Source organism: Hyphobacterium sp. CCMP332, from assembly GCF_014323565.1.
GTDB lineage: Bacteria > Pseudomonadota > Alphaproteobacteria > Caulobacterales > Maricaulaceae > Hyphobacterium.
Genome location: NZ_CP058669.1, coordinates 198,323 through 221,325 on the forward strand (window position 1 = coordinate 198,323; position 23,003 = coordinate 221,325).

The 23,003-nt window shown below is 61.5% G+C and carries 19 protein-coding genes and 4 pseudogenes; 12 read left to right on the plus strand and 11 right to left on the minus strand.

Going from position 1 to position 23,003, the window contains the following annotated elements:
* Position 1 precedes the first annotated feature (1 nt).
* Positions 2-820 (minus strand): DUF3108 domain-containing protein, encoded by an 819-nt coding sequence (locus HXX25_RS01025; protein ID WP_233346761.1) that lies wholly within the window; start codon positions 818-820, stop codon positions 2-4.
* A gap of 192 nt (positions 821-1,012) precedes the next feature.
* Between HXX25_RS01025 and rpmB the strand changes: the two genes are divergently transcribed.
* The 3 genes from rpmB to HXX25_RS01040 all read left to right on the plus strand — a co-directional run bounded on the left by rpmB (position 1,013) and on the right by HXX25_RS01040 (position 3,649).
* Positions 1,013-1,300, plus strand: coding sequence for a 50S ribosomal protein L28 (rpmB, locus tag HXX25_RS01030; RefSeq protein ID WP_187166659.1), 288 nt, complete (start codon positions 1,013-1,015; stop codon positions 1,298-1,300).
* Between the two features lie 71 nt (positions 1,301-1,371).
* On the plus strand, positions 1,372-1,932 hold the full coding sequence (locus tag HXX25_RS01035) for a cysteine hydrolase family protein (protein WP_187166661.1): 561 nt from the start codon (positions 1,372-1,374) through the stop codon (positions 1,930-1,932).
* Positions 1,933-1,960: 28 nt separating this feature from the next.
* Positions 1,961-3,649 carry an amidohydrolase gene (locus HXX25_RS01040; protein ID WP_187166663.1) on the plus strand — a complete coding sequence of 563 codons (1,689 nt, stop codon included), beginning with the start codon at positions 1,961-1,963 and terminating at the stop codon, positions 3,647-3,649.
* Positions 3,650-3,786: 137 nt separating this feature from the next.
* Here HXX25_RS01040 and HXX25_RS01045 read toward each other — a convergent pair whose 3' ends face one another.
* The 4 genes and pseudogenes from HXX25_RS01045 to HXX25_RS01060 form a co-directional block, all read right to left on the minus strand.
* On the minus strand, positions 3,787-4,773 hold the full coding sequence (locus HXX25_RS01045) for an esterase-like activity of phytase family protein (RefSeq protein WP_187166665.1): 987 nt from the start codon (positions 4,771-4,773) through the stop codon (positions 3,787-3,789).
* Positions 4,770-6,682: pseudogene (gene cobT / locus HXX25_RS01050) on the minus strand (cobaltochelatase subunit CobT). Before cobT ends, HXX25_RS01045 begins: the two are co-directional and overlap by 4 nt.
* Before the next feature lie 8 nt (positions 6,683-6,690).
* A pseudogene (cobS, locus tag HXX25_RS01055) lies at positions 6,691-7,694 on the minus strand (cobaltochelatase subunit CobS).
* A gap of 111 nt (positions 7,695-7,805) precedes the next feature.
* Entirely contained in the window at positions 7,806-8,423 is a 618-nt protein-coding gene (locus HXX25_RS01060; RefSeq protein ID WP_187166666.1) for a J domain-containing protein, read from the minus strand.
* A 55-nt stretch (positions 8,424-8,478) separates the two neighbouring features.
* On the opposite strand from HXX25_RS01060, the gene HXX25_RS01065 reads away from it, so the two are divergent.
* Positions 8,479-8,736 carry a BolA family transcriptional regulator gene (locus tag HXX25_RS01065; RefSeq protein ID WP_187166668.1) on the plus strand — a complete coding sequence of 86 codons (258 nt, stop codon included), beginning with the start codon at positions 8,479-8,481 and terminating at the stop codon, positions 8,734-8,736.
* Positions 8,737-8,950: 214 nt separating this feature from the next.
* Positions 8,951-9,397: a YaiI/YqxD family protein gene (locus HXX25_RS01070; RefSeq protein WP_187166670.1), complete on the plus strand. Its 447-nt coding sequence runs from the start codon at positions 8,951-8,953 to the stop codon at positions 9,395-9,397.
* On the opposite strand, the gene HXX25_RS01075 is transcribed toward HXX25_RS01070, so the two are convergent.
* The 3 genes from HXX25_RS01075 to HXX25_RS01085 are packed head-to-tail and all read right to left on the minus strand — an operon-like array spanning position 9,394 to position 12,300.
* Positions 9,394-10,665, minus strand: coding sequence for an HlyC/CorC family transporter (locus tag HXX25_RS01075; protein WP_187166671.1), 1,272 nt, complete (start codon positions 10,663-10,665; stop codon positions 9,394-9,396). The two genes, HXX25_RS01070 and HXX25_RS01075, sit on opposite strands and share 4 nt — an antisense overlap.
* Positions 10,662-11,741 carry a 3-dehydroquinate synthase gene (gene aroB, locus HXX25_RS01080; RefSeq protein ID WP_187166673.1) on the minus strand — a complete coding sequence of 360 codons (1,080 nt, stop codon included), beginning with the start codon at positions 11,739-11,741 and terminating at the stop codon, positions 10,662-10,664. The genes HXX25_RS01075 and aroB overlap by 4 nt, the downstream gene beginning before the upstream one ends.
* Positions 11,734-12,300 carry a shikimate kinase gene (locus tag HXX25_RS01085; RefSeq protein WP_187166675.1) on the minus strand — a complete coding sequence of 189 codons (567 nt, stop codon included), beginning with the start codon at positions 12,298-12,300 and terminating at the stop codon, positions 11,734-11,736. Before HXX25_RS01085 ends, aroB begins: the two co-directional genes overlap by 8 nt.
* 81 nt (positions 12,301-12,381) lie before the next feature.
* Here HXX25_RS01085 and HXX25_RS01090 point away from each other — a divergent pair, with 81 nt between their 5' ends.
* The 5 genes from HXX25_RS01090 (at position 12,382) to HXX25_RS01110 (ending at position 17,129) form a co-directional block, all read left to right on the plus strand.
* Positions 12,382-12,522, plus strand: a complete 141-nt coding sequence (locus HXX25_RS01090) for a hypothetical protein (protein ID WP_187166677.1) — start codon at positions 12,382-12,384, stop codon at positions 12,520-12,522.
* Positions 12,497-14,104 carry a hypothetical protein gene (locus HXX25_RS01095; protein ID WP_187166679.1) on the plus strand — a complete coding sequence of 536 codons (1,608 nt, stop codon included), beginning with the start codon at positions 12,497-12,499 and terminating at the stop codon, positions 14,102-14,104. Before HXX25_RS01090 ends, HXX25_RS01095 begins: the two co-directional genes overlap by 26 nt.
* The gene (xerD, locus tag HXX25_RS01100) at positions 14,101-15,027 is read left to right on the plus strand and encodes a site-specific tyrosine recombinase XerD (RefSeq protein ID WP_233346767.1); all 927 of its coding nucleotides are present in this window, start codon (positions 14,101-14,103) and stop codon (positions 15,025-15,027) included. Before HXX25_RS01095 ends, xerD begins: the two co-directional genes overlap by 4 nt.
* Before the next feature lie 90 nt (positions 15,028-15,117).
* Positions 15,118-16,101: an acetyl-CoA carboxylase carboxyltransferase subunit alpha gene (locus HXX25_RS01105; protein ID WP_187167707.1), complete on the plus strand. Its 984-nt coding sequence runs from the start codon at positions 15,118-15,120 to the stop codon at positions 16,099-16,101.
* An 85-nt stretch (positions 16,102-16,186) separates the two neighbouring features.
* Positions 16,187-17,129 (plus strand): IS630 family transposase gene (locus tag HXX25_RS01110; RefSeq protein WP_187166681.1). Its coding sequence is split into 2 segments (ribosomal slippage): positions 16,187-16,522 and positions 16,524-17,129, totalling 942 coding nucleotides; the frame shifts between segments, so codons are not numbered across the junction.
* A 950-nt stretch (positions 17,130-18,079) separates the two neighbouring features.
* On the opposite strand, the gene HXX25_RS01115 is transcribed toward HXX25_RS01110, so the two are convergent.
* A complete protein-coding gene (locus tag HXX25_RS01115; RefSeq protein ID WP_187166318.1) occupies positions 18,080-19,102 on the minus strand; it encodes an IS110 family transposase in 1,023 nt (340 codons plus the stop codon).
* A gap of 127 nt (positions 19,103-19,229) precedes the next feature.
* Here HXX25_RS01115 and HXX25_RS01120 point away from each other — a divergent pair.
* A pseudogene (locus HXX25_RS01120) lies at positions 19,230-19,361 on the plus strand (IS6 family transposase); the annotation flags it as partial.
* A gap of 97 nt (positions 19,362-19,458) precedes the next feature.
* A pseudogene (locus HXX25_RS01125) lies at positions 19,459-19,734 on the plus strand (transposase); the annotation flags it as partial.
* Between the two features lie 12 nt (positions 19,735-19,746).
* Here the strand turns inward: HXX25_RS01125 and HXX25_RS01130 are convergent.
* Positions 19,747-20,178: a GNAT family N-acetyltransferase gene (locus HXX25_RS01130; protein ID WP_187166683.1), complete on the minus strand. Its 432-nt coding sequence runs from the start codon at positions 20,176-20,178 to the stop codon at positions 19,747-19,749.
* Positions 20,179-20,203: 25 nt separating this feature from the next.
* Positions 20,204-22,957 (minus strand): preprotein translocase subunit SecA, encoded by a 2,754-nt coding sequence (gene secA / locus HXX25_RS01135; protein ID WP_187166685.1) that lies wholly within the window; start codon positions 22,955-22,957, stop codon positions 20,204-20,206.
* Positions 22,958-23,003: the final 46 nt, after the last annotated feature.

Below are 23,003 nucleotides of genomic sequence, written 5' to 3' on the forward strand. Positions count from 1 at the left end.
CCTATTCGGCGACCGGCTCTACGGAAATTGACCGTGCTTCTATCGTGATCGCGCCGAAACCGGAATTGGTGCGGATCCGCACAGGCAGGTAAATCTGATCGTCGTTGAAGGGGGCGAGCCACAGAACGACCGGCTCTGCGATATCCGATTCGGATGGCATATCCTCGGGATCATAACCGGCGATCGGCTCATAATAGGCATGGCATCGCACGGCATTGCCCCGCCATGCGCGGGTTCGAATGTCGTTTGACCCCGCCACTTCCAGCCGCAAGTCGTATCGCGCCTTGCCGTCAAACACCGGGATCCGGCCCGAACACAGTTCACCCGGTTCCGATGACTGCCGCAGCCCAAGGCGCAAAAGGGCGCTGACCGGATCAACGGCGCCGTCTCGCTGGCTTTCATTGGCCGGGGGCTCACCCATGGATCCGAAGGGCGGCACAACGTCCGGCACCGCCAGTCCTTCGGGGAAATCAATACCGACGACTCGGCCCGACCCGCTGGAATGGTTCAGGTGTTCATAGCGCCAGGGTCGCAAGCCACCGGCGGAATAACCCGAAATCCCGGCTTCGATATCGGCATCGGAAAACAGGGCGGCGAGGCCGGCAGTCGTGAACCGCGCCGTCGCGCCATAAGTCTCATCGCCGATTTCACCACTCAGCTGGATATTCGCAACACGGAAGACGATGACCGATCCTGAATAGACAATATTGAGATTCATCGGCGTGGGAGCCGCGGCATCCACGGAATCACGGGCATCGGATACAGAAGTCAGGGCAAGGGCGATGGATGTTGCCGCAAGGATAGAAAGACGCATAGACATTACTCCAATAAACACATCCCGCCCGCTGAAACCGGATGAAACCCGTATCGCGCATTCCACATGGCTGCAAGATGAATGCTTAAGCCGCCCCGCAGTGCTTGACGAACGCATCCGCCTTGGGTAAGTCCCGCGGCTCCTCGCCGCACGGTTACGTTTGGCGTGAAACGAATTTTTTGAATGAGGGTATTGGCCATGTCACGCCGTTGCGAACTTTCTGGTGTTGGTCCCGCTGTTGGAAACAATGTCTCCCACGCGAAGAACAGAACCCGCCGCCGGTTTCTGCCGAATCTCTGTGATGTGACCCTGGCCTCTGAAGCGCTGGGTCAGTCCTACAAGGTTCGCATTGCGGCCAAAACGCTTCGCAGCGTCGACCATGTTGGCGGTTTCGATGCCTATCTGATAAAGGCCAAGGACGAAAACCTGTCGGACAAGGTCATGAAGATTAAACGCGCCCTGAAAAAGAAAATGGCTGCGGCCTAGGTCTCCGGATCAGGCAAGAGTTCAACGCCCGCAGCTTCGGCTGCGGGCGTTTTTCGTTTGGGGAGCATTTCATGCTGGTCATCATGCCCGTTGATATTCAACAGGGACTGGACGAGTGGCCCTATTGGGGCGGAGACCGCTCGACGCCGGATTTTGAATCCAATGTCGCAACCCTGCTCGCCGCGGCGCGCGACGCCGGTCAGAAACTGATCCACGTCAAACACAATTCCACAAACCCGGACAGCCCGCTCCGCCCCGGTCAGCCGGGAAATGACTTCAAACCCGAAGCTCGTCCCCGGGATGGCGAACCCGTTATCGGCAAATCCGTGAATTCGGCCTTCATCGGTACGGGCCTTGAATCGCGCCTGAAAGAGATGGGCGCGGATCGCCTGATCATTTTCGGTCTCACGACCCAGCACTGCGTCTCCACCACGGTCCGCATGGCCGGCAATCTGGGTTTCGAGACGTTTCTGGTGAGCGATGCCACCGCTGCCTTCCCGATTCGCGATGCCAATGGCCATGTCATGGATGCCGAAACCGTGCACCGCGTTCACCTCGCCAGCATTGACGGAGAATTTGCGACCGTCATTTCCACGCAGGAAGCAGTTTCGCTTATCCGGTCGGCAGGCTAGGGTCTCTCCACACATCGAGGGGAAGACAATGCGTTTAGCGATTCTGGCATCAACACTCATTCTGGCGGCCTGTTCCGGGGAAAGAACGTCGCCGCCTGAAACCATCGCGGCGGAGGCAGCCGACAGCATCTATTCCGGCGGGCCGATCTATACGGCCGATGATGCGCAGGCTATGGTCGAGACCGTGGCCGTCCGCGATGGGCTGATTGTCTATGCGGGAGATGCCGCCAGCCTGCCCGACGGTCTGATGGGCGAGGCGACCCGTTCCATAGATCTGGACGGCGCCGCCATGTATCCCGGTTTCACCGATGCTCATGTTCATGTCATGGGGCTGGGCGCGCGCGAGCGTTTGCTCAATCTGGAAGGCACATCATCCATCGCCGATCTTCAGGCGCGGGTCGCGGTCGCCGCCGACGGCGTGCCCGAAGGTGCTGTGCTGGAAGGACGCGGCTGGATCGAGACGCATTGGCCCGAAGAGCGGTTCCCGAACCGGCAGGATCTCGACGCGGTTGCGCCGGACATCGCCGTTTTCCTGCGCCGCGCCGATGGTCATGCCCTTGTCGCCAACTCGCTGGCGCTGGAGATGGCCGGCATCACCGCTGACAGCGTCGCGCCCGAGGGCGGGGATATCCTGCGCGATGAAGAGGGCGAGCCCACCGGCATGCTGATTGATGCAGCCATGGGCCCGGTTGGCGCGCTGGGTAGCAATTTTGAAGGCGAAGACCGCGCCAATGTCTATATGGAAGGGGCCTGGTCGGCCGCGCGCTATGGCTGGACCGGCGCGCATGACATGTCGGTGCCCTGGGCCGATGTGGCCATGATCGAGGCGATGTCGGAAGACTTGCCGGTTCGTGTTTACATCTCCGCCAATCCGGACGCTTTCGGCCCGCTGGTGCGCGATGGCCATGTCACCAGCGACAACCGCCGGGTGATCGCCCGCGCGATCAAGCTCTATATGGATGGCGCACTGGGATCGCGCGGTGCGGCGCTTCTCGCGCCCTACAGCGATGATCCGGCCAATTCCGGCCTCATGCTCAGCCGCGAGGATGAAACGCTCTCCGGCATGGTCACAGCGCTTCAGGAGGGCATTCAGCTCAACATCCACGCCATCGGCGACCGCGGCAATCAGCTCCTGCTCGACTGGATCGAGGAAGCACAGTCCGCCGTGCCGGAAGATCAGCGCGCGATTGCCGATGCCCGCTGGCGCGACGAACACACCCAGATCGTTGATCCCGCTGATATTCCGCGCTTCGCCGAGCTCGGCGTCATCCCCTCCATGCAGCCCAGTCACGCGATTGGCGACCTCTTCTTCGCCCCGGATCGTCTGGGCCAGGACCGCCTGGACGGGGCCTATGCCTGGCGCGCGCTGATCGATTCCGGCGTCGTGATTGCCGGCGGATCTGATGCACCGGTCGAGCGGGGGGATCCGCGCATCGAATTCTACGCCGCCGTGGCCCGCCGCGCGCTGGATGGAACGCAGACTGAAGACTGGCGCCCGGATCAGGCGGTGACGCGGGATGAAGCCCTGCGCATGTTCACCGCATGGCCGGCCTATGCCTCTTTCCGTGAGGATGAAGTGGGCCGCATCGTGGAAGGCCTGCGCGCGGATTTCACGGTGTTTTCGGACGACATCATGACCATTCCCGAGGAAGACATTCTGACGGTGGAACCGGTGATGACGGTGCTGGATGGCGAGATCGTCTGGCAGGCGGAGTAAGCTGGTGTCATTTTTCCTCCCCTGTTTATGGGGGAGGTGGCAGCGAAGCTGACGGAGGGGGCCAGCCCCCCTCGGCCTTTCAGGCCACTCCCCCCGGGCAAGCAGGGAGAAAACGATGGGGAACCGGTCCCGGCCTGCTACTCTGCGATCGCAAAGCTGAGCAACAGCGTCCGCTGGGTCCCATTGTAATTGTCGTCCGAGAGGATGAAGAGGCGCATCTCGCCATTCACCTCGCCGACCGCAATGCCTTCGAAGTTGTCGACGGTCATGTCCGGCGTCAGCACGGCAAGCGTATCGATATTGTTGCGCTGTTCCTCGGTTTCCAGACTGAACTCGCCAAAGCGCATGATGCGGACCGTATTGCCGACGCCGCTGATATAGATGCGCTCCAGCAGATAGATGTCGCCATCCGGTCCGCGATCCAGACCGGTCACGCCAAATCCGGATTCCGCCGGATAGGGCAGGCCGGTGGCTTCTCCGTCATCGGGCATTACCCACAGCGTATGGGGCCGGCCGTCAATGATGGGATATTCCACGCCGGCCCAGAGGCCATAATCGGCGGAGGCCAGGCCTTCAATCCCGCCATTATCGCGCAGCCGGTCCGTGCCACGCGGCGGTGTGATGGGTGTGGGCGTGGCGATGGCGACCCCGGACCAGTCCGGTGAGATGTCATAGCGCGCCATACGGTGCTCGCGTTCGAAGCTGATGGCATAGGCGCCATTGCCCAGCGCAGCAAGGCCCTCGGCATCGGCGGCACGGTCCACCAGCGGCTGGCCATTCGCGTCCAGCATCGGGGCATAAAACGCGTTCGACAGACCGGTTAGCAGGCCCGCATCATCGAACTCCAGATTTGTGGTCAGCCAGTAGGCGGAATCGGATATCGCCAGCAGACGATCGCCTTCAATCTCCATACCCGACAGTCCGCCAAAACGGTCATCCGGCGAGGTCAGCACCAGTCCGCCGCGATATTCCAGCACGCCGACATCCAGCCTTTCCGGCATATCGGGATAGAGCGCGACCTTGTCGGTCTCGATCCGGATCGGACTGGCACCTGGATCATTGGAACAGGCCGCGAGGCCGGCAGCGAGTATCAGGGTGGCGGCAAATCCGGTCAGAAATCTCACACTTTTGCTCCCAGCTCGGCCCAGTCGGCCTTGGTCAGTCCGCGTGTACCTTTTGATGATGACGCATTGATGTCAGGCCCGCGAAGGCCCGGCCCGTCCTTGTCGAAGAGGGCGGCCAGCTGTTCGGTCATCGCCCCGCCCAATTGCTCGACATCGGTGATGGTCACCGCGCGCCGGTAATAGCGCGTCACATCATGGCCAATACCAATGGCCAGCAATTCCACATCTGTTTGCGGCGCTCGACCATGGCGATCATCTCGCGCAGATGCCGTTCCAGGTAGGCGCCGGGATTGGCGGATTGCGTGCCATCATCTACCGGCGCACCATCGGAAATCACCATCAGGATGCGCCGCTGTTCCGGGCGCATGGAAAGGCGCTTCCAGGACCACAACAGGGCCTCGCCGTCGATATTCTCTTTCAAGAGGCCTTCGCGCATCATCAGGCCGAGATTGACGCGGGAGCGCCGCCACGGCTCGTCGGCATTTTTATAGACAATGTGCCGGATATCATTGAGGCGGCCCGGATTGACCGGCTTGCCGGCCTCGACCCAGGCTTCCTTGGCGCGTCCGCCCTTCCAGGAGCGCGTGGTGAAGCCGAGAATCTCGGTCTTCACGCCGCAGCGTTCAAGGGTTCGGGCCAGAATGTCGGCACAAGACGCCGCCGTCATGATCGGTCGTCCCCGCATCGAGCCGGAATTGTCGATCAGCAGGGTGACAATCGTGTCGCGGAAATCGGTTTCCAGCTCCTGCTTGAAGGAGAGCGGTGAAGTCGGGTCGGTGACCACCCGCGTCAGGCGCGCCGGGTCCAGCACACCTTCCTCCAGATCAAAGCTCCACGAGCGCGTCTGCTGCGCCATCAGGCGACGTTGCAGGCGGTTGGCAAGACGCCCGACGACATTCTCCACGCCCTTCATATGCTGGTCGAGATAGCGCCGCAGGCGGGCCAGCTCCTCTTCATCGCACAAATCCTCGGCGCGGATGATTTCATCGAACTTGGTGGTGAAGATGCGATAGCTCTCGGCCGGCCGGTCCTCGAAGCGGGCATAGTTCGGCCGTTCGGCACGCGCCGCCTCACCGGCCTCCTCGTCGCTGTCCAGCTCGCCCAGCGTCTCGTCGGACTGATAGTCGATCTCGTCCTCATCGGCGCTGTCGCCGTCGGCGTCGACATCCTCGCCCTGATCGCTGTCAGGCTGCGAATCGCCGTCCTCCTCGCCGGTCTGCTGCTCGCGCTCGGTGCCGGCATCCTCGTCATTATCGCTGTCGGAGTCTTCCGGATCGCCGCCAAGCTCATCGGCGAGGTCGAGATCGCGGATCACTTCTTCCAGGGCTTTGGCAAAGGCTTTCTGATCATCCGCGCTTTGCGCCAGCGCATCCAGCGCCTCGCCGGCGCGGGTTTCCAGATCCTCGCGCCAGACCGTCATCAGCCCTTCGGCCAGCTTGGTCGTCGGGCGGCCGGTAATGCGCTCGCGGATCATCAGGCCGACGGCCTCGTTCAGCGGCGCTTGCTGGCGGTCCTCGACGCGGTTCCAGCCTTTCTGGACGGCTTTCGCCTCCAGCGCGGCTTCCAGATTGGCCGCCACGCCACGCATGGCCTTCGCGCCCAGACTTTCCACGCGCGCCTGCTCGGCGGCATCGAAGATGGCCCGGGCCTGTGATCCTGGCGGCAATGTCTCGGCCCAGGTCTGCTTGTTGTGATGCAGCAATTTCAGCGCCATGGCGTCGGAGCGCCCGCGCGCGGCCTTGGCTGATCCGGCATCGACCTCGCCCGGATTGGGCAGGGTCATCTTGCCCTTGGCATAGCTCGCAATCTCGCCGCCAAAGCGCACTTCCAGATCCTTGTCCTGGGCAATCGCCCGGGCGGAAATGGCAAGGGCGCGTTTGAACGCATCGGCGAGGGGATTATCGGTCATTTCACGGCCTACGCCGCGCTGGCGGGTTTCGCGGGCGAGGGTTTCAGCGGCGCTTCGGGCAGATCCTCGCCGAAGACGCGCTGGTAGAATTCCGCAATCGTCGGGCGCTCCAGCTCGTCACACTTGTTGAGGAATGTCAGGCGGAAGGCATGGCCGATATCGCCGAAAATGTCGGCATTCTCCGCCCATGTCAGCACGGTGCGCGGGCTCATCACGGTGGAGATGTCGCCATTCATGAAGGCATCGCGGCTCATATCCGCCACCTTCACCATGTCGGCGATGGTTTTCCTGCCCTCATCGGTCGCGGCCTTATCCGAGCAGGTTCTTGGCGAGCACGATCTCTTCTCGGCGTCGCCGGCAGATAATTCAGCGTCGCGACAATCGACCAGCGGTCCATCTGACCCTGATTGATCTGCTGGGTGCCGTGATAGAGGCCCGTCGTATCGCCGAGCCCGACCGTATTGGTCGTCGCAAACAGACGGAAATAGGGGTGCGGGCGGATCACCTTGGTCTGGTCCAGAAGGGTCAGCGAGCCTGCGGATTCCAGCACGCGCTGGATCACGAACATCACATCCGGGCGGCCGGCATCATATTCGTCAAACAGGAGAGCGACAGGACGTTGCAGCGCCCAGGGCAGAATACCTTCCTGGAATTCGGTGACCTGCTTGCCATCGCGCAACACGATGGCGTCCTTGCCGACCATGTCGATACGCGAGACGTGACTGTCCAGATTGATCCGGATCATCGGCCATTTCAGGCGCGCGGCGACCTGTTCCACATGGGTGGATTTGCCGGTGCCGTGATAGCCCTGGATCATCACCCGGCGATTGCGCGCAAAGCCCGCCAGAATGGCGCGCGTGGTCGCCGGATCAAACACATAGGCCGGGTCGACGGGCGGTGAATGTTCGTCAGCTTGCGAAAAGGCCATGACCTCGAAGCCGGGGTCGAAGCCGAACAGGGCTTCGCAATCGGCGACGATATCGGGTTCATTCAGGGGAAAATTATCACTCATGGCACTCATATATCGGGTGAATCGCGCCGGTATCCAGCACGGTTTTCATGTGGAGTGTCTGACTAGCACGGGCCTTGCGGGCGCGGGAAGACCGCACCTGCTCACAAGCTGTTACGCCATTCCCGCATTTTTGAGGATCTGATAGGCGTGAATCACCCGGCCCAGCTGTTCCTCTGACGAGCGGTCCCCGCCATTGGCGTCGGGGTGAAAGCGTTTCACCATCTCAGCATAGCGCTTCTTGATGATGCCCTTGCTCTCGCTGCCATCCAGATTCAGCGTTTCAAGCGCCATGGATTGCAGCTTGCCATAGCGTTTGCGGCGCTCTTCGGGCGGCACATCGTTTTCCGGACGCTTGCCGAACAGGTTGTAGGGATCGGTAAATCCGTCCCGGAAATCCTTGGACGCCTTGCCCGCTTTCGCGCGCTTGCCGGTATTGGAACGGAAATTCCAGGTCGGGCGGTGACCATAATGCGCCGAGGCGTTGAAGGCGGCGACGGCGTCCTCGTCCATATCCTCGAAGAAATTCCACGATTTGTTGTACTGACCCGCATGGCTCTTGCAGAACCAGTGCACATCGTTCAGATCGGCAGTGCCCTTGGGTGCACGGCTATCGCCATGCGCGCGGCAGCCCGGCCATTCACACACCCGCTCCTCAGGTGCCGCCTGATCGCTCGGCGGCTTGATGCGGATGTCTTTAAAGCGCGGCTTGTAGTTAAAATCGCCTTCCATATGCGTAAGTATGGGGCGACACGGATTAAGCGGCAACTAAGCGGAGGTGTAATTGATGGGTGAAGTTCAGCAACAGATCGAAAACAAGCTGCGGGCGGCCTTCTCTCCGGAGGCGCTGACCGTCACCGATGAGAGCGCTCTGCATGCCGGACATGCCGGCGCGCCCGATGGCGGGCAGAGCCATTTTCACGTTGACATCTCCGCTACCGCTCTGGCCGGATTATCCCGCGTGGAACGCCAGCGCGCCATCAACAAGGCCCTGGCCGAGGAGCTGGCCGGCCCGGTTCACGCCCTGCGCATGACGGTGCGTTAGTTTTCCCTCGCCCCGCTTGCGGGGAGAGGGAAGAGAAACCGGATGGTCAATCCGGTTTCGAGGGTGAGGGGCCTTTTCCAGCTCGCGCTTCATTCTGCAAACGATTTCGCGATTTGGATGCCTTACCCCCTCACCCTACCCTCTCCCCTTGAAGGGGGCGAGGGAAATTGGGTGCGGCGCTTGAATCCTCGGCGAGAGGCAATAAGGAAACACCATGACCCTCTATATCGATGCCGATGCCTGTCCGGTGAAGGACGAAGCGATTCGCGTGGCCGAGCGTCACGAGACCGAGGTGAAACTCGTCTGCGACGGCGGTCTGCGCCGTCCGCAAAGCCCGTGGGCGCAACTGGTCATCGTGCCGGAAGGCGCGGATGCGGCGGATAACTGGATCGCGGAGCATATCGGACCGGGCGATATCTGCGTGACCAGCGATATTCCGCTCGCCGACCGCTGCCTGAAGGCGGGCGGTCTGGTCATTGATCACAAGGGCAAGGCCTTTGATGCCGACAATATCGGGTCCGTTCTGGCGACCCGCAATCTGATGACGGATTTGCGTTCGGCGGGCGCCATGGAGGGCGGGGGCGGCCGGCCCTATACCCCGCGTGACCGCTCCGCTTTCCTAAACGGGCTCGAAATCCTGTTCCAGAAGCTGAAGCGCTAGGCCTCTTCCGGCAATTCCTGAACCCGCATCAGGATGATCTGATTGCGAACGCGTTCGATGATTTCAAATCGGGCGCCGTGAAAGCTGAAGACCTGTCCCGGTTCCGGAATGGTCTGGCTTTCATGAATGACGAGCCCGGCCATGGTGACCGCTTCCTCATCCGGCAAATCCCAGTCCAGAGCCCGATTAACGTCGCGAATGGGCGTATGCCCGTCGACCATCCAGACGCCCTCGGACTCCATGCGCACGCCGTCGACGACGATATCGTGCTCGTCCTCGATCTCGCCGACAATCTCTTCGAGAATATCCTCCAGCGTCACCAGACCCATCAGTGCGCCATATTCATCGACGATCAGCGCAAAGTGTTCGCGCTTTTCGCGAAAAGCATTGAGTTGATCCAGAAGCTCTGTCGTTTCCGGCACGAACCAGGGCTCGCGCATGACCGTATTGAGGTCGATCGCAGTGGCATCGCCGCCCGCATTGAGCAGCGCTCTTGCGAGATCGCGCGCATGCAGGACGCCGACAATGTTTTCGGCATCGTCCTTGTAAAGCGGCAGGCGAGTATGCGGACTGTTAAGCGCCGCGGCAACAATTTCGCCCATCGGCAGCCCGGCATCAATCATCGTGATATTCTTACGGTGTACCATCACATCATCGACCGTCAACTCGCGCAGATCGAGCACACCGCCCAGCATGTCGCGGTCATTTTTCACAACGCCGCCTTCCTGGTGGTGCAGGTCGATATGACCCCGCAATTCATCGTGCGAAGACAGGACAGGGCCTTCCACTCGCGCGCCCATCAACCTCAGGGCAAAGCGGACAATGGCCTGAACCGTGCCGACGATCGGTGCAAAAATGCGGACAAACAGCAGGATGGGCAGCGAGACCGCTTGCGCAAACCGGTCAGGGTTCGACAAGGCATAGGTCTTGGGCAGAACTTCCGCGAAAATCAGCACAAGTGCCGTCATCACCAGCGTCGCATAGACGACACCGTGCTCGCCGAAGACCTCCAGGAAGACCGCCGTCGCCATGGCGGAGGCGAGAATGTTGACGAGGTTATTGCCCAGCAGAATGCCGCCGATCAGCCGCTCCCGGTCCTCGGTCAGCAGCGTCACCCGCCGCGCAGCATGCTGGCCCTCCTTTTCCAGCTGCAACATCCGCGCCCGCGAAACAGCGGTGAGGGAGGTCTCCGAGCCCGAGAAAAAGGCGGACATAAACAGGAGGAGCACAATTCCGCCAAGCGAAATCAGGATCCATGTCTCGGTCATTGTATCTGGTCTTTCAGAAAGTTGAGGAGATCAGCCGGATCGGTCTGATCGTGGATAAAGGCATTGCCAATGCCGCGTGCAAGGACGAGGCGGATCGCGCCGCCTGAATTCTTCTTATCATGGCGCATACGCTCCAGCATAGACTCCGCTGAAAAGGGCGCACCCGGCAGGGCAGACAGCCGTGTTTCCAGACCTGTGCGCTGCAGGTGGCCGCCCACCCGCTTCGCATCCGCCTCCGGGCAGAGGCCCAGCCGGGCCGAATAGTCAAAGGCCAGCGCCATACCGGCAGCGACCGCTTCACCGTGCAGCAGCTGGCCCGCCGCCTCGCTTTCCAGCGCATGACCGAATGTGTGTCCGAGATTGAGCAAGGCGCGTGAGCCGGCCTCTCTTTCGTCGGCCGCGACAATCTTCGCCTTGAAAGCGATGGCCGTCTTGAGGTGGGCTTGAAGATGATCGGGGCCTTTTGAGGCTTCCAGATCCGTAAACATGTCGGCGTCGCCAATCAGCGCCGCCTTGATGATCTCGGCATAGCCCGCTTTCATCTGCCGGCCGGGCAGGGTCGACAGAAAAGCGAGATCGGCGATCACGAGGCTCGGCTGGTGAAACACACCGACCAGGTTTTTGCCCTGCGGCATGTTGATCGCGGTTTTGCCGCCGACCGAAGAATCCGCCATCGACAGCAGGGTCGTCGGAATCTGGATGACATCAATGCCGCGCTTGTAGAGGGCCGCAGCCAGCCCGGCGAGGTCGCCGGTAACACCCCCGCCGATGGCCAAAACAGCATCGCCGCGCTCCAGCCCGCAGTCCAGCATACGGCCCAGCACGGTTTCCAGCTGACCGAAGGATTTCGCGCGCTCGCCGTCTGGAATTTCAATCGCCTCTCCGGCCAGAGAAATGCCCGCCAGGGCCGCCGTGATTTTCTTGGCATGGAGCTGCGCCACATGCGCATCCACGAGAATGGCAAAGCGGCGTTCGGAGCGAAATACGCTATGTGGCCGCGCCGCTTCCAGCGCGCCCTCGCCGACGATCACATCATAGCTGCGCCCGCCCAGATCAATGGCAATGGTTTCAGTCATCTACGGCCTTCGCCTCGAAGCCGTAATCAACCAGCGCCTCCAGAATACGATTGACGGCGGTCGCATGCGGTCCGGTATCGCCCTGTATCTGGAGATTGGCTTCGGCATAGGCGGCTTCGCGCTTTGCCATAAGGTCGGCCATCACGGCGCGCGGGTCTTCGGTGTGCAAAAGCGGCCGCGTATCCCGCCGGGACACCCGCTCCATCAGCGTATCCAGATCAGCCTTCAACCAGACCGAAATCGCTTTCTCGCGAACCAGCCGGCGCGTCTCGTCATTCACGAAAGCCCCGCCGCCCAGTGCAATCACCGCCTGCGGTTCATCCAGAAGCCGGGCAATGACGCGGCGTTCGCCATCGCGAAAAGCGGCTTCACCGAAATCGGTGAATATTTCCGCCACCGGTCGGTCCGCGGCTTTCTCGATCTCCTCATCGGCGTCCACAAAAGGCAGATTCAGCGCAGCCGCGAGGCGGCGGCCGACCGTGGTCTTGCCCGCGCCCATCAGCCCGACCAGCACGATGGGACGCGCGGCGGGCGGCAAATCAGCAGAATCTTCACTCATTGGAACATCATATAGCCGTCAGCCTTGGTCTGGAAATTGCCGCATTCACCCGTAATGTGACGATAAGCCGTGGAGCATGCAATGCGTAACACACTGATAGCCCTGCTTGTCGGCGTCGTCGTTCTGGTGGGAGGATTTTTTGTCCTTGCCATGATTGGCGGCGGTCTGGAACCGCAAACCGAAGAGGTCCGCGTTGATGTCACCGACCAATTATCTCGCTAGTTTCGCCCTTCTCCTGATGGCGGGCAGTTCCGCCGTTCACGCCCGCCAGGACATCGAGGTCCGTCAGCTGGGCGCGCTCGATCCGCTGGAAGTCGGCGTCGCGCAGAACGGCCTCGGCGACAATCTCTGGGCGGGCTCAACCGTCCAGACAGCACTCAATGCGCTGGAAGTCCTGCCGTCCGCCAGCAGCGAAGGGTATTCATCGCCCTCTCGCGCCAATCTCGTCGCGCTCGCACTCTTGTCCGGAGGCTCACCGCCACAGGGCGGCCGCGGCAATGAAGCGCTGGCGACACTTCGCGCCGACCGTCTGCTCGCCGCGTCCGGTGCCGAAGCGGTTTATAGCCTGCTCGAACGCACGCCCGGCCTAGACCGCGCGCCCAATCTGGCCCGCTTGCATGCGGAAACCGCTTTCGCGCTGGCCGCAGGGGATGCCGGCTGCCGGACGACGAACGGTCTGATTGTCGGCCGCGACCAGCCCTACTGGCTGCGCGCGCGCGCCTTTTGCCATGCCCTCAATGGCGAGGATGCGGCGGCGGAATTGTCCGCCGATCTGGCACGCGCCAGCGAGCCGGACGACAACTATGACGGCCTGCTCTATGCCATCACCATCGGCAGCTGGACGGTCAATAACGTTACCGCGGATACCGGTCTGGATTGGGCGCTGGCCGCTGTCTCACCGGCAGAAGGGCGGCCCGTGGTGGATCTGACCGGAGCACCGCAATGGCTGGTCGATGTCGCCGAGGCCAATTCGAGCCGGCCGGAGCTGGAAGTCGAGCCCGCTCTCGCGCTTGAAGGTCTGTCCATGCAGGAAGGCGTGGCGCGCGATGAACGCCTCGATCAGCTGATCCGTCAGGATTATGACCGGCTTGTCGCCGCTCAGGCGCTGGGCATTGCGCTTCAGGAAGCCGACCGGGACAATGAATTCATGCGGGTGGCGCGCCGCTATGGCCGCGAAGTTGCGACCCTGCCCGTGGCGTATGAGACCATCGAATTCGGTGGACGCTTTGCGCTGGCCGCGCTCGCTGTGGGCGATCTGGCGACTGCACGCGATTGGCGGCAGGCGCTTGAAGAGGGCCCGCCGCTGCGACAGCTCCCGACGCATTATGACCCCACCAAGCCGGACATGATCATGGACACGCCGTCGGAGGATCGTCCTCAATGGAATCCACCATCGCCGTCCTATCTGGTCGGTCTGGATCTGGCCTTCAGTATCGCCCAGGACCACATTCGCCGCTCGATGTCGGCCGCCCTCATTCAGGCGCGTCTGGAAGCCGGTCCGCAAGGTCTGGGTGACGTTGCAGGCCTCGCCGGCCTGGGTGCCGGCGCTCCGGCGGATTTGCGTCTGGCGCTATTCAATTCCCCCGCCGTGAATGTGTCTCCGGCGCTGGCGGCGATGGATGCCGCTGCGCTTTCAGGTGCCCGTGCGGAAACGGCCTTGCTGGCCGCGCAGGTGCTTGATGAAGGTCCGGCGGGGGCCACGCCTCTGGAGCTGATGCGGATTACCGCCGCGCTCGACCGGGTCGGCCTGCGTGATATCGCCCTCTCCATCATGCTGGAACGCCTGATCGTGGAGCTGGCGTGAACGACGGCCAGCTGATCGATCTGTTCCTGGACATGATGGCGGCAGAGCGCGGGGCCGCAAAAAACACACTGGATGCCTATCGCCGGGATCTGGAAGATATGTCGCTGCGGCTATCCTCGCATGGCACGGAGATGATCGAGGCCGATACGCGTCATCTGGAAGCTTGTCTCGCTGAAATGGCGCGCGAAGGCCTCGCGGCTTCCACGGCGGCCCGGCGTTTGTCAGCCACAAGGCGGTTTTATCGCTTTTTGCTGTCGGAAGGCACGCGCAGCGATGATCCGGCACGATCCATGTCGGGCCCGAAACAGGGCCGGCCTCTGCCCAAAGTCCTGTCGGAGAAAAATGTCGATGCGCTGTTCGAGGCCGCCGACAGGCTGGACGGTGCCCGCGGCCTGCGCGCCCGGGCTCTGCTGGAAATTCTCTATGCCGGTGGATTGCGGGTCAGCGAGCTGGTCTCCCTGCCGCTGAATGCCATTGCCCGCTCGGAGAGCGCCATCTACGTGACCGGAAAGGGTGGCAAGGAGCGGCTGGTTCCGCTCACCCCTCCGGCTCTGGAGGCCATTACCGCGTATCTGGCCGTTCGCGAGACGCATCTGCCCAAGGCAAAGCCGTCGCAGAAAGCCCGCGCGCAGCGATTCCTTTTTCCATCTTCCAGTGCGGCCGACGGTCATCTGACCCGCGAGCAGTTCGCCCGCATCCTGAAAGAGATCGCGCTGGCCGCCGGGCTCGATCCGAAAAAGATATCGCCGCACGTCTTGCGGCATGCCTTCGCGACGCATCTGCTGGCGAACGGGGCGGACCTGCGCAGTGTACAGGCCTTGCTGGGCCATGCCGATATTTCCACGACCCAGATCTACACCCATGTTCTAGAGGAGCGTTTGCGGACCCTGGTGGAGACGGCCCATCCGCTGGCAAAGCGCTGACAACAACCGCAGACACGGCTTGTTCCTTGCATTGGGGATAGCTAGGTTGCCGGGCGCTACCGCAACCGGATGAATAACAAGACAGGCTATATGTCAGACCCGACCCGGACCTATCTCGATTTTGAACGCCCCGTTGCCGAACTCGATGCCAAGATCGAGGAGCTGGAAACGTTGGCCGCGTCCAATACGGCTGACGTGCCCGATGTGGCCGACGAGATCGCCAAGCTGCGCCAGAAATCGGCCGATCAGCTGGCCAGCCTGTATGAAAAGCTCGACCCCTGGCGCAAGACCCAGGTCGCCCGGCATCCGGAGCGTCCGCATTTCCGCGATTACCGCCGCCTCCTGATCGAGGATTTCGAGGAATTGTGCGGGGATCGCCGCTTCTCCGAGGATCCGGCGATTGTCGGCGGCATGGGCCGTTTTCATGGCCGCTCGGTTGTGGTCATGGGCCATGAAAAGGGCCGCGATACCCAGTCACGCCTGAAGCACAATTTCGGCATGGCCCGTCCGGAAGGCTATCGCAAGGCGATCCGCCTGATGGACATGGCCGAAAAGTTCAAGATGCCCGTCCTGACCTTTGTCGATACGGCAGGGGCCTATCCCGGTGTGGGTGCGGAAGAGCGCGGCCAGGCCGAGGCCATTGCCCGCTCCACCGAGCGCTGCCTGACGCTGGGCGTGCCGCTGATCTCCGTGATTGCCGGTGAGGGCGGTTCCGGCGGCGCCGTGGCACTGGCGAGCGCCAATTCCATCATCATGCTCCAGCATTCCATCTATTCGGTGATTTCACCGGAAGGCTGCGCCTCCATCCTGTGGAAGGATTCTGCGCGCGCCCGGGATGCCGCGATTGCCATGAAGATCACGGCGCAGGATCTCAAGGAGCTCAAGATTATCGACCATATCGTCAAGGAACCGATTGGCGGTGCCCATCGCGCGCCCGATGACACGGTCCGCAAGATTGGTGAGAAGATCGATTCGGTTTTGTCCGGTCTTGAAGGCTTGCGCGCCAGTGATCTGCGCGCCCGCCGCCGCGAACGTTTCCTCGCCATTGGCCGCCTTGAGGCGAATGAAAACTAGAGCATGACCCGATTTCATGGAATCGGGATTCCCAAGGGCCTTGGGATGTGATTCAAGCTTCATGCTGGATGGGAGGCCAGCATGAATGACGGCTCCTTATTCGATGGATCTTCGTGAGCGCGCGATGGCGCGCAAGGCGCGGGGCGAGACGCATCGCGAGATTGCCGCGGCGCTTGAGATCAGCCCGTCATGCGTGTCGAAGTGGGTCAAGCGCGAGCGCGAGACGGGGTCTTTGGCGTGGGGCCGGATCGGCGGCCACAAGCGGCGAACCCTGTCCGGGGAGGTCGCCGAGTGGCTTCGCGATCGGGTCGCGTCGGGGCCGGTGACCTTGAGGGGCCTGACTGCGGAGCTGGCGGAGCGCGGGATCAAGACCCAGCCGCGTGCGGTCTGGGTGTTCCTGCATGACGAGGGCCTGAGCTTCAAAAAAAACTCTGCTGGCCGAGGAGCAGACGCGTCCTGACGTGGCGCGCAAGCGGGCGCGCTGGATGAGCCGGCAGGGGCGGATCGATCCGCGGCGGCTGATCTTCCTCGATGAAACCTGGGTGAAGACCAATATGGCGCCGCTGCGCGGCTGGGGGCCGAGGGGGCGGCGCTTGAAGGGGTATGCGCCCCACGGCCGCTGGAAGACCCTGACCTTCATCGCCGCCCTGCGCCATGACCGGATCGAGGCGCCCTTCGTGATCGACGGCCCGATCAACGGCGCGTTCTTCCAGGCCTATGTCGAGCAGATCCTGGCTCCCACCCTGTCACCCGGCGATGTGGTGATCCTGGACAATCTCGGCAGCCACAAGGGCAAGGCCGCCAGGGCCGCCGTCAGGGCCAGAGGCGCCCATCTGATCTTCCTGCCGCCCTACAGCCCGGACCTGAACCCCATCGAGCAGGTCTTCTCCAAGCTCAAGCATCTGATGCGCAAAGCCCAGCCCAGAACCCCCGAGGACACATGGCGAAAAGCCGGCCAGCTCCTCGACCTCATCAGCCCGGACGAATGCGCCAACTACCTGACTAACTCAGGATATGGTTCCGTCTAATGGAGCCCCGCTCTAAGTCAAAGGCCGTCTAGCGGAAGCCCCGACCGATAGAAATGGCGCGCCAACACTCACCATAGGTGCCTGTCTCAAAGCTCGGCCCCATAACAATGGCACACTGGTCGCGGGTGGCGCGCGTAGCCGGGCGGACGACAATGCCGAACTGGACCGACTCAGGGAAACCGCTGGTGGTCATCCCCGGCGAAAGGATCTGGCCGAGCACCGCACCAATTCCTGACCCTTCACCGGGAGTGAAAACGGCGCTGTAATGGCTTGGATTGCCATTCCTGAAGCATGACAGGACAACGGCCGTTTCGGTGACGTGGGCACCCTGAATTATGCAGCTGAGCTGTCCGCCGGCATCCACTGGTTGGGCGGTAAGCCCCGGGCGTTGCGGCTGAGCAGGCTGGGACCGGCTTTGCGCCTCAGTCACTGACCCAAGCATATTCACCACTAGAACTGCTACAATCAATCCTGTTCTTGACATGTGCATCTCCAAAGCCTGACAGGCAAGAAGGTTAACACAACTGTCAGAAGCCGTGAATATGATTCAGCGCTCAGGGCCGACGGACAAGAAAAGTTTATGCAATCTCCAACCAGCTCTACCGTGACCTGAGCCCCATATTGGAGCCAAACCTAATGACGGGGCGATTAATCTGACAGAACTCCGGAGCGGGCGCTGTCATGTGTGGACGGCCCCCGTTTAGCAAGGGTTGATTTGGGTGACTTTTGATCATTGCGGGTTGCGGTCATGTGTCCGGCCTATTGACGCGGTAGCGATGACCGCTGGCCCTGATGAAGTCCGCGTGCTGAGATCCCTCTCAGAGGATCGAGCTCTTACGCCCTGACAACGCCTCGGGTTTTCCTCAGCTGCGGCCCCGTTTGATCATCATCACTTACATCTGCCCTCGCATCTCTTCAGCGGTGCCGTGTGGGCTACCGCATGCTCTGTTTCACACCATTGCAGGTGCCCGATAGGTCTCGCCGCGTGCCAGCACCGCCCAGGCGATGCGCGCGGTCTTGTTGGCCATCGCCACAGTGGCTACGCGTGCCGGCTTGCGCTCCAGCAGACGCCTGACCCAGTTGCCCGTTGCCGACGTGTTGGTGCCAACGCGCCGGATGACCGAGGTCGCCCCCACCACAAGAAGCCTGCGCAGATATCCATCGCCCATCTTTGATATGCACCCCAGACGGTCCTTACCACCCGACGAGTTCTGGCGTGGCACCAGCCCAAGGAAGGCGGCGAACTGGCGTCCGGACTTGAACACCGATGGGTCGGGTATGCTCGCGGACAGTGCGGTCGCCGTGATCAGGCCTACGCCAGGTATGGTCTCCAGTCGCTGACTGGTTTCATCTTCGCGGTGCCAGGCCATGAGCCGACGCTCCAGTGCACGGATCTCAGCCGCCAGATTATCGAGCTGGGCCATCAGGCTGCTCAGGGCCGAGCGAGCGATGTCTGGCAAGCCGGGCATCTCCTCATCGCGCATCGCTTCGAGCAGAGCGGCCAGCTTGTGTGGACCCTGCGCTGTGATGATGCCGAACTCGGCCAGATGGCCGCGGATCGCATTGAGCACCATGGTGCGTTGGCGCATCAGGAGATCGCGCGTCCGGTGCAGCATCATCACACCCTGGCGCTGCGCACTCTTGACCGGAACAAATCGCATGGTGGGCCGCGTCACCGCCTCGCAGATCGCCTCAGCATCAGCCACATCATTCTTCTGACGCTTGACGTAGGGCTTCACATAGGCCGGCGGGATCATCTTCACCTTATGGCCCAATGCGCCGATCTCGCGGGCCCAGAAATGGGCTGTGGCGCAAGCTTCCAGCCCGACCAGGCAGGGTGGCAGGTCGCGCAGGAAATCCAGAACGCCATTCCGGCGCAGTTTCTTGCGGAACAGGACTTCACCATGCGCGTCAACGCCGTGAAGCTGAAAAACAGATTTGGCCAGATCAATGCCGATTGTTGTAAGAGTCATCGTGGACGGTTCCTTCCGTTGCTGCTGTCTAACAGCTCCAGCATGGCACATTGCGATGCCGTAGGTCGGGGCCGTCCACCCCATCAGAGGAAACAGCCCGTTAGACGTGGCCGGGCATCCTGCCCGTATGACCAACCCATTTCGCTACTTCAAGACTTGGCCCGAGATCATCCGCCTGGCAGTAGTGATGTATATCCGCTTTCCGCTCTCGCTGCGGAATGTGGAGGATCTGCTTCATGAGCGCGGGATCTACTGCTCTGCTCCGCAAAAAGGTAGGGCGACGCGGTCTCGGTGGAAGCGATATGGGCTGATCCGCTCGGACGTATCCCGCGAAGCGCCCCGGCTGAGCTTCCGCTGGAGCGGTGGTGATCCTGGACAATCTCGGCAGCCACAAGGGCAAGGCCGCCAGGGCCGCCGTCAGGGCCAGAGGCGCCCATCTGATCTTCCTGCCGCCCTACAGCCCGGACCTGAACCCCATCGAGCAGGTCTTCTCCAAGCTCAAGCATCTGATGCGCAAAGCCCAGCCTAGAACCCCCGAGGACACATGGCGAAAAGCCGGCCAGCTCCTCGACCTCATCAGCCCGGACGAATGCGCCAACTACCTGACTAACTCAGGATATGGTTCCGTCTAATGGAGTCCCGCTCTAGAGGCGCATTTCCAGCCAGGGCAGATTTCGGCCTTCAAACACATCCGAGGGCCGGTCGGCGATGAAAACTGCCCCCATCGCCTCGTAAAAGCCGCGCGCATCCGGGTCCGACAATATCGTCATGGTTTCCACGCCCGCTTCGCGCAGCCGCTGGGCCGCTTCCTGGAACAGGACACGCCCGGCCCCGGTGCCTATGGCATCCGGCTCGATGAACAGAAGATCGAGATTGCCAGAGGCATTTCCGGGATCAATCTGGCAAACGCCGACAATCCGGTCCTCATGATCCAGTGCCACGAAGGCATGATGCGCCCGGACACAATGCGGCTCTATCCTCAGATAGGGACGGCACGCCTCCACAAACTCGGCATCATATCCCCAATGCGCCTTGGACCGCAGGCAGAGCGCGGACAGGGCCGCGCACTCCTCCATCTGCACATCACGCAGGCGGAGCGGCTCAGGTCGAGACGGTGGGGCCGCTGATGGCGCCATGGCATTGCTTGAATTTCTTACCAGAGCCACACGGGCAGGGCGCATTACGCGGCACCTTGCCCCAGCTCGCCGGGTCATTCGGATTGCCGGCCGAGGACGTACGCCGAAGCGTCGGGGCAATACGAGGCGCAACCGGACCGGCATCCGGGCTGTCCATTTCATTGCGGCCCGTGCGCGGATCGATGTGAGTGGTTTTCATGTCCGGTGGTGGTGCCGGTTTCGGCGGAGCCGCCGTAACACGGACTTTCATCATCACCTTGGTGACATCCTCGCGCAGACTGCTCAACAAATGGTCGAACAGCGAGAACGCTTCGGTCTTGTATTCATCCAGCGGATTGCGCTGGCCATAGCCGCGCAGCCCGATGATGGAGCGAAGGGATTCCAGCCGCTGAAGGTGTTCGCGCCAGCCCTTGTCGATGGTTTCCAACAGAATCTGCTTTTCGACGCGGCGCATCAATTCAGGGCCGGTCTCTGAGGCCTTGACGGCATAGGCATTGTTTGCTGCCTCGGTCAGGCGCTCGACGATTTCCTCATCAGCAATGCCTTCTTCCTCGGCCCAGTCCTTGACCGGCAGATCGAGATTGAATGTCTCGATGATGGCGGCATGCAGCCCTTCGACATCCCATTGATCGGGCAGAGCTTTCGGCGGAATGAAGCGCGAGACGATGTCTTCGGCGGTTTCCTGGCGCATATCGCTGATCACATCCGACACATCTTCATCGGTCATGAATTCGATGCGCTGTTCGAAGATCGCCTTGCGCTGATCATTCATCACATCATCGTATTTCAAGACGTCCTTGCGGATCTCGAAATTGCGCTGCTCAACCTTCTTCTGCGAGGTCTCGATGGCTTTTGACATCCACGGGTGCTGAATGGATTCGCCCTCTTTCAGGCCCAACGTCCGCATGATGGTATCGAGGCGCTCCGGCGCGAAAATCCGCAACAGGTCGTCTTCGACCGAGATGTAGAATTTGGTCCGGCCCGGATCACCCTGGCGGCCCGAGCGGCCCCTCAACTGGTTGTCGATCCGGCGGCTCTCATGGCGCTCGGTGGCCAGAACGTATAGCCCGCCAGCGGCAAGCGCCTGATCCTTCAGCTTTTTGACTTCCGCGGAAATTTCAGCGCGTTTGGCTTCAATCGCCTTTTCGTCCGGCGCCGTGCCTTTTTCTGTCTGTTCGTCGATCCAGTCGGTCAGGCGATAATCGACATTGCCGCCCAGCTGAATATCGGTCCCGCGGCCTGCCATATTGGTGGCGATAGTGACGGCACCGGGCACGCCGGCCTGCGCGATAATCCGCGCTTCCTGTTCGTGATAGCGGGCATTCAGGACCTGATGTTTGATCTTCTTCTTCTTCAGGAATTCGGCCAGCGCCTCGGACTTTTCAATCGAGACCGTGCCGACCAGAACCGGCTGACCCTTCTCGATGGCCTGCTTGATGTCGGTGACGATGGCTTCATTCTTCTCGCGCGCCGTGCGGTAGACTTCGTCATCATCGTCAATCCGGGCAATCGGGCGATTGGTCGGAATTTCCGCCAGCCCCAGACCATAGATCGAATGAAACTCGTCCGCTTCGGTCGAGGCCGTGCCGGTCATGCCGGCCAGCTTGTCGTAGAGGCGGAAATAATTCTGGAAGGTGATGGATGCCAGCGTCTGGTTTTCCGGCTGGATATCGGCGCCTTCCTTGGCTTCGATCGCCTGATGCAGCCCGTTGGACAGGCGGCGTCCCGGCATCATACGGCCGGTAAATTCGTCGATCAGCACGACTTTGCGGTCCTTGACGATATAGTCCTTGTCGATCTGGTGAACCTTGTGGGCGCGCAGGGCCTGATTGAGGTGGTGCACCACCATCACATTCTCGGCGTCGTAAAGATCACCTTCCTCCAGAAGGCCACGCTCGCGCAGCAAGTCCTCGATCTTGTCATTGCCGTCTTCTGTAATGAGGATGGACCGCGATTTTTCGTCGATTTCGTAGTCTTCCTCGCTCAGGAGCGGGATGATGCTGTCCATCGTCTTGTAGAAGTCGGTCTTGTCTTCGGTCCGGCCCGAAATGATCAGCGGCGTGCGCGCTTCATCGATCAGGATGGAGTCAACCTCATCGACGATGGCGTAATGGTGCCCCCGCTGAACCATTTCTTTCAGCGAGTATTTCATGTTGTCGCGCAGATAATCGAAGCCGAGCTCGTTATTCGTGGCGTAGGTGATGTCGCAGGCATAGGCCTGCCGGCGCTGCTCGTCCTGCAAGCCATTGAGAATGACGCCGGTCGTCATGCCCAGCTTGGCATAGACCTGCCCCATCCATTCGGCATCGCGGCTGGCGAGGTAATCATTCACCGTGACGACATGCACGCCCTTGCCGAGCAGCGCGTTGAGATAGACCGGTGCGGTGGCGACAAGGGTCTTGCCCTCGCCGGTTTTCATTTCGGAGATATCGCCTTCATGCAGGATGATGCCGCCGACCAGCTGCACATCATAATGGCGCTGGCCCAGGGTGCGTTTCGCGGCCTCGCGAACGGCGGCAAAGGCTTCCGGCAAGAGCTTGTCCAGCGTCTCGCCATTTTCTACCCGCTGTTTGAATTCGGCCGTTTTGCCGATCAGCTGATCATCTGTCAGCGCTTCAAATTCCGGTTCCAGCGCATTGATGGCTTCAACACGCGGTTGAAGCTTCTTGATACGGCGATCATTGGGAGAGCCGAACAGTCTACGGGCAATGGAGAGCATGAAAAAACCTGTGCAAACGGGCGGGGCGAGGCCGGAAATACGGGGT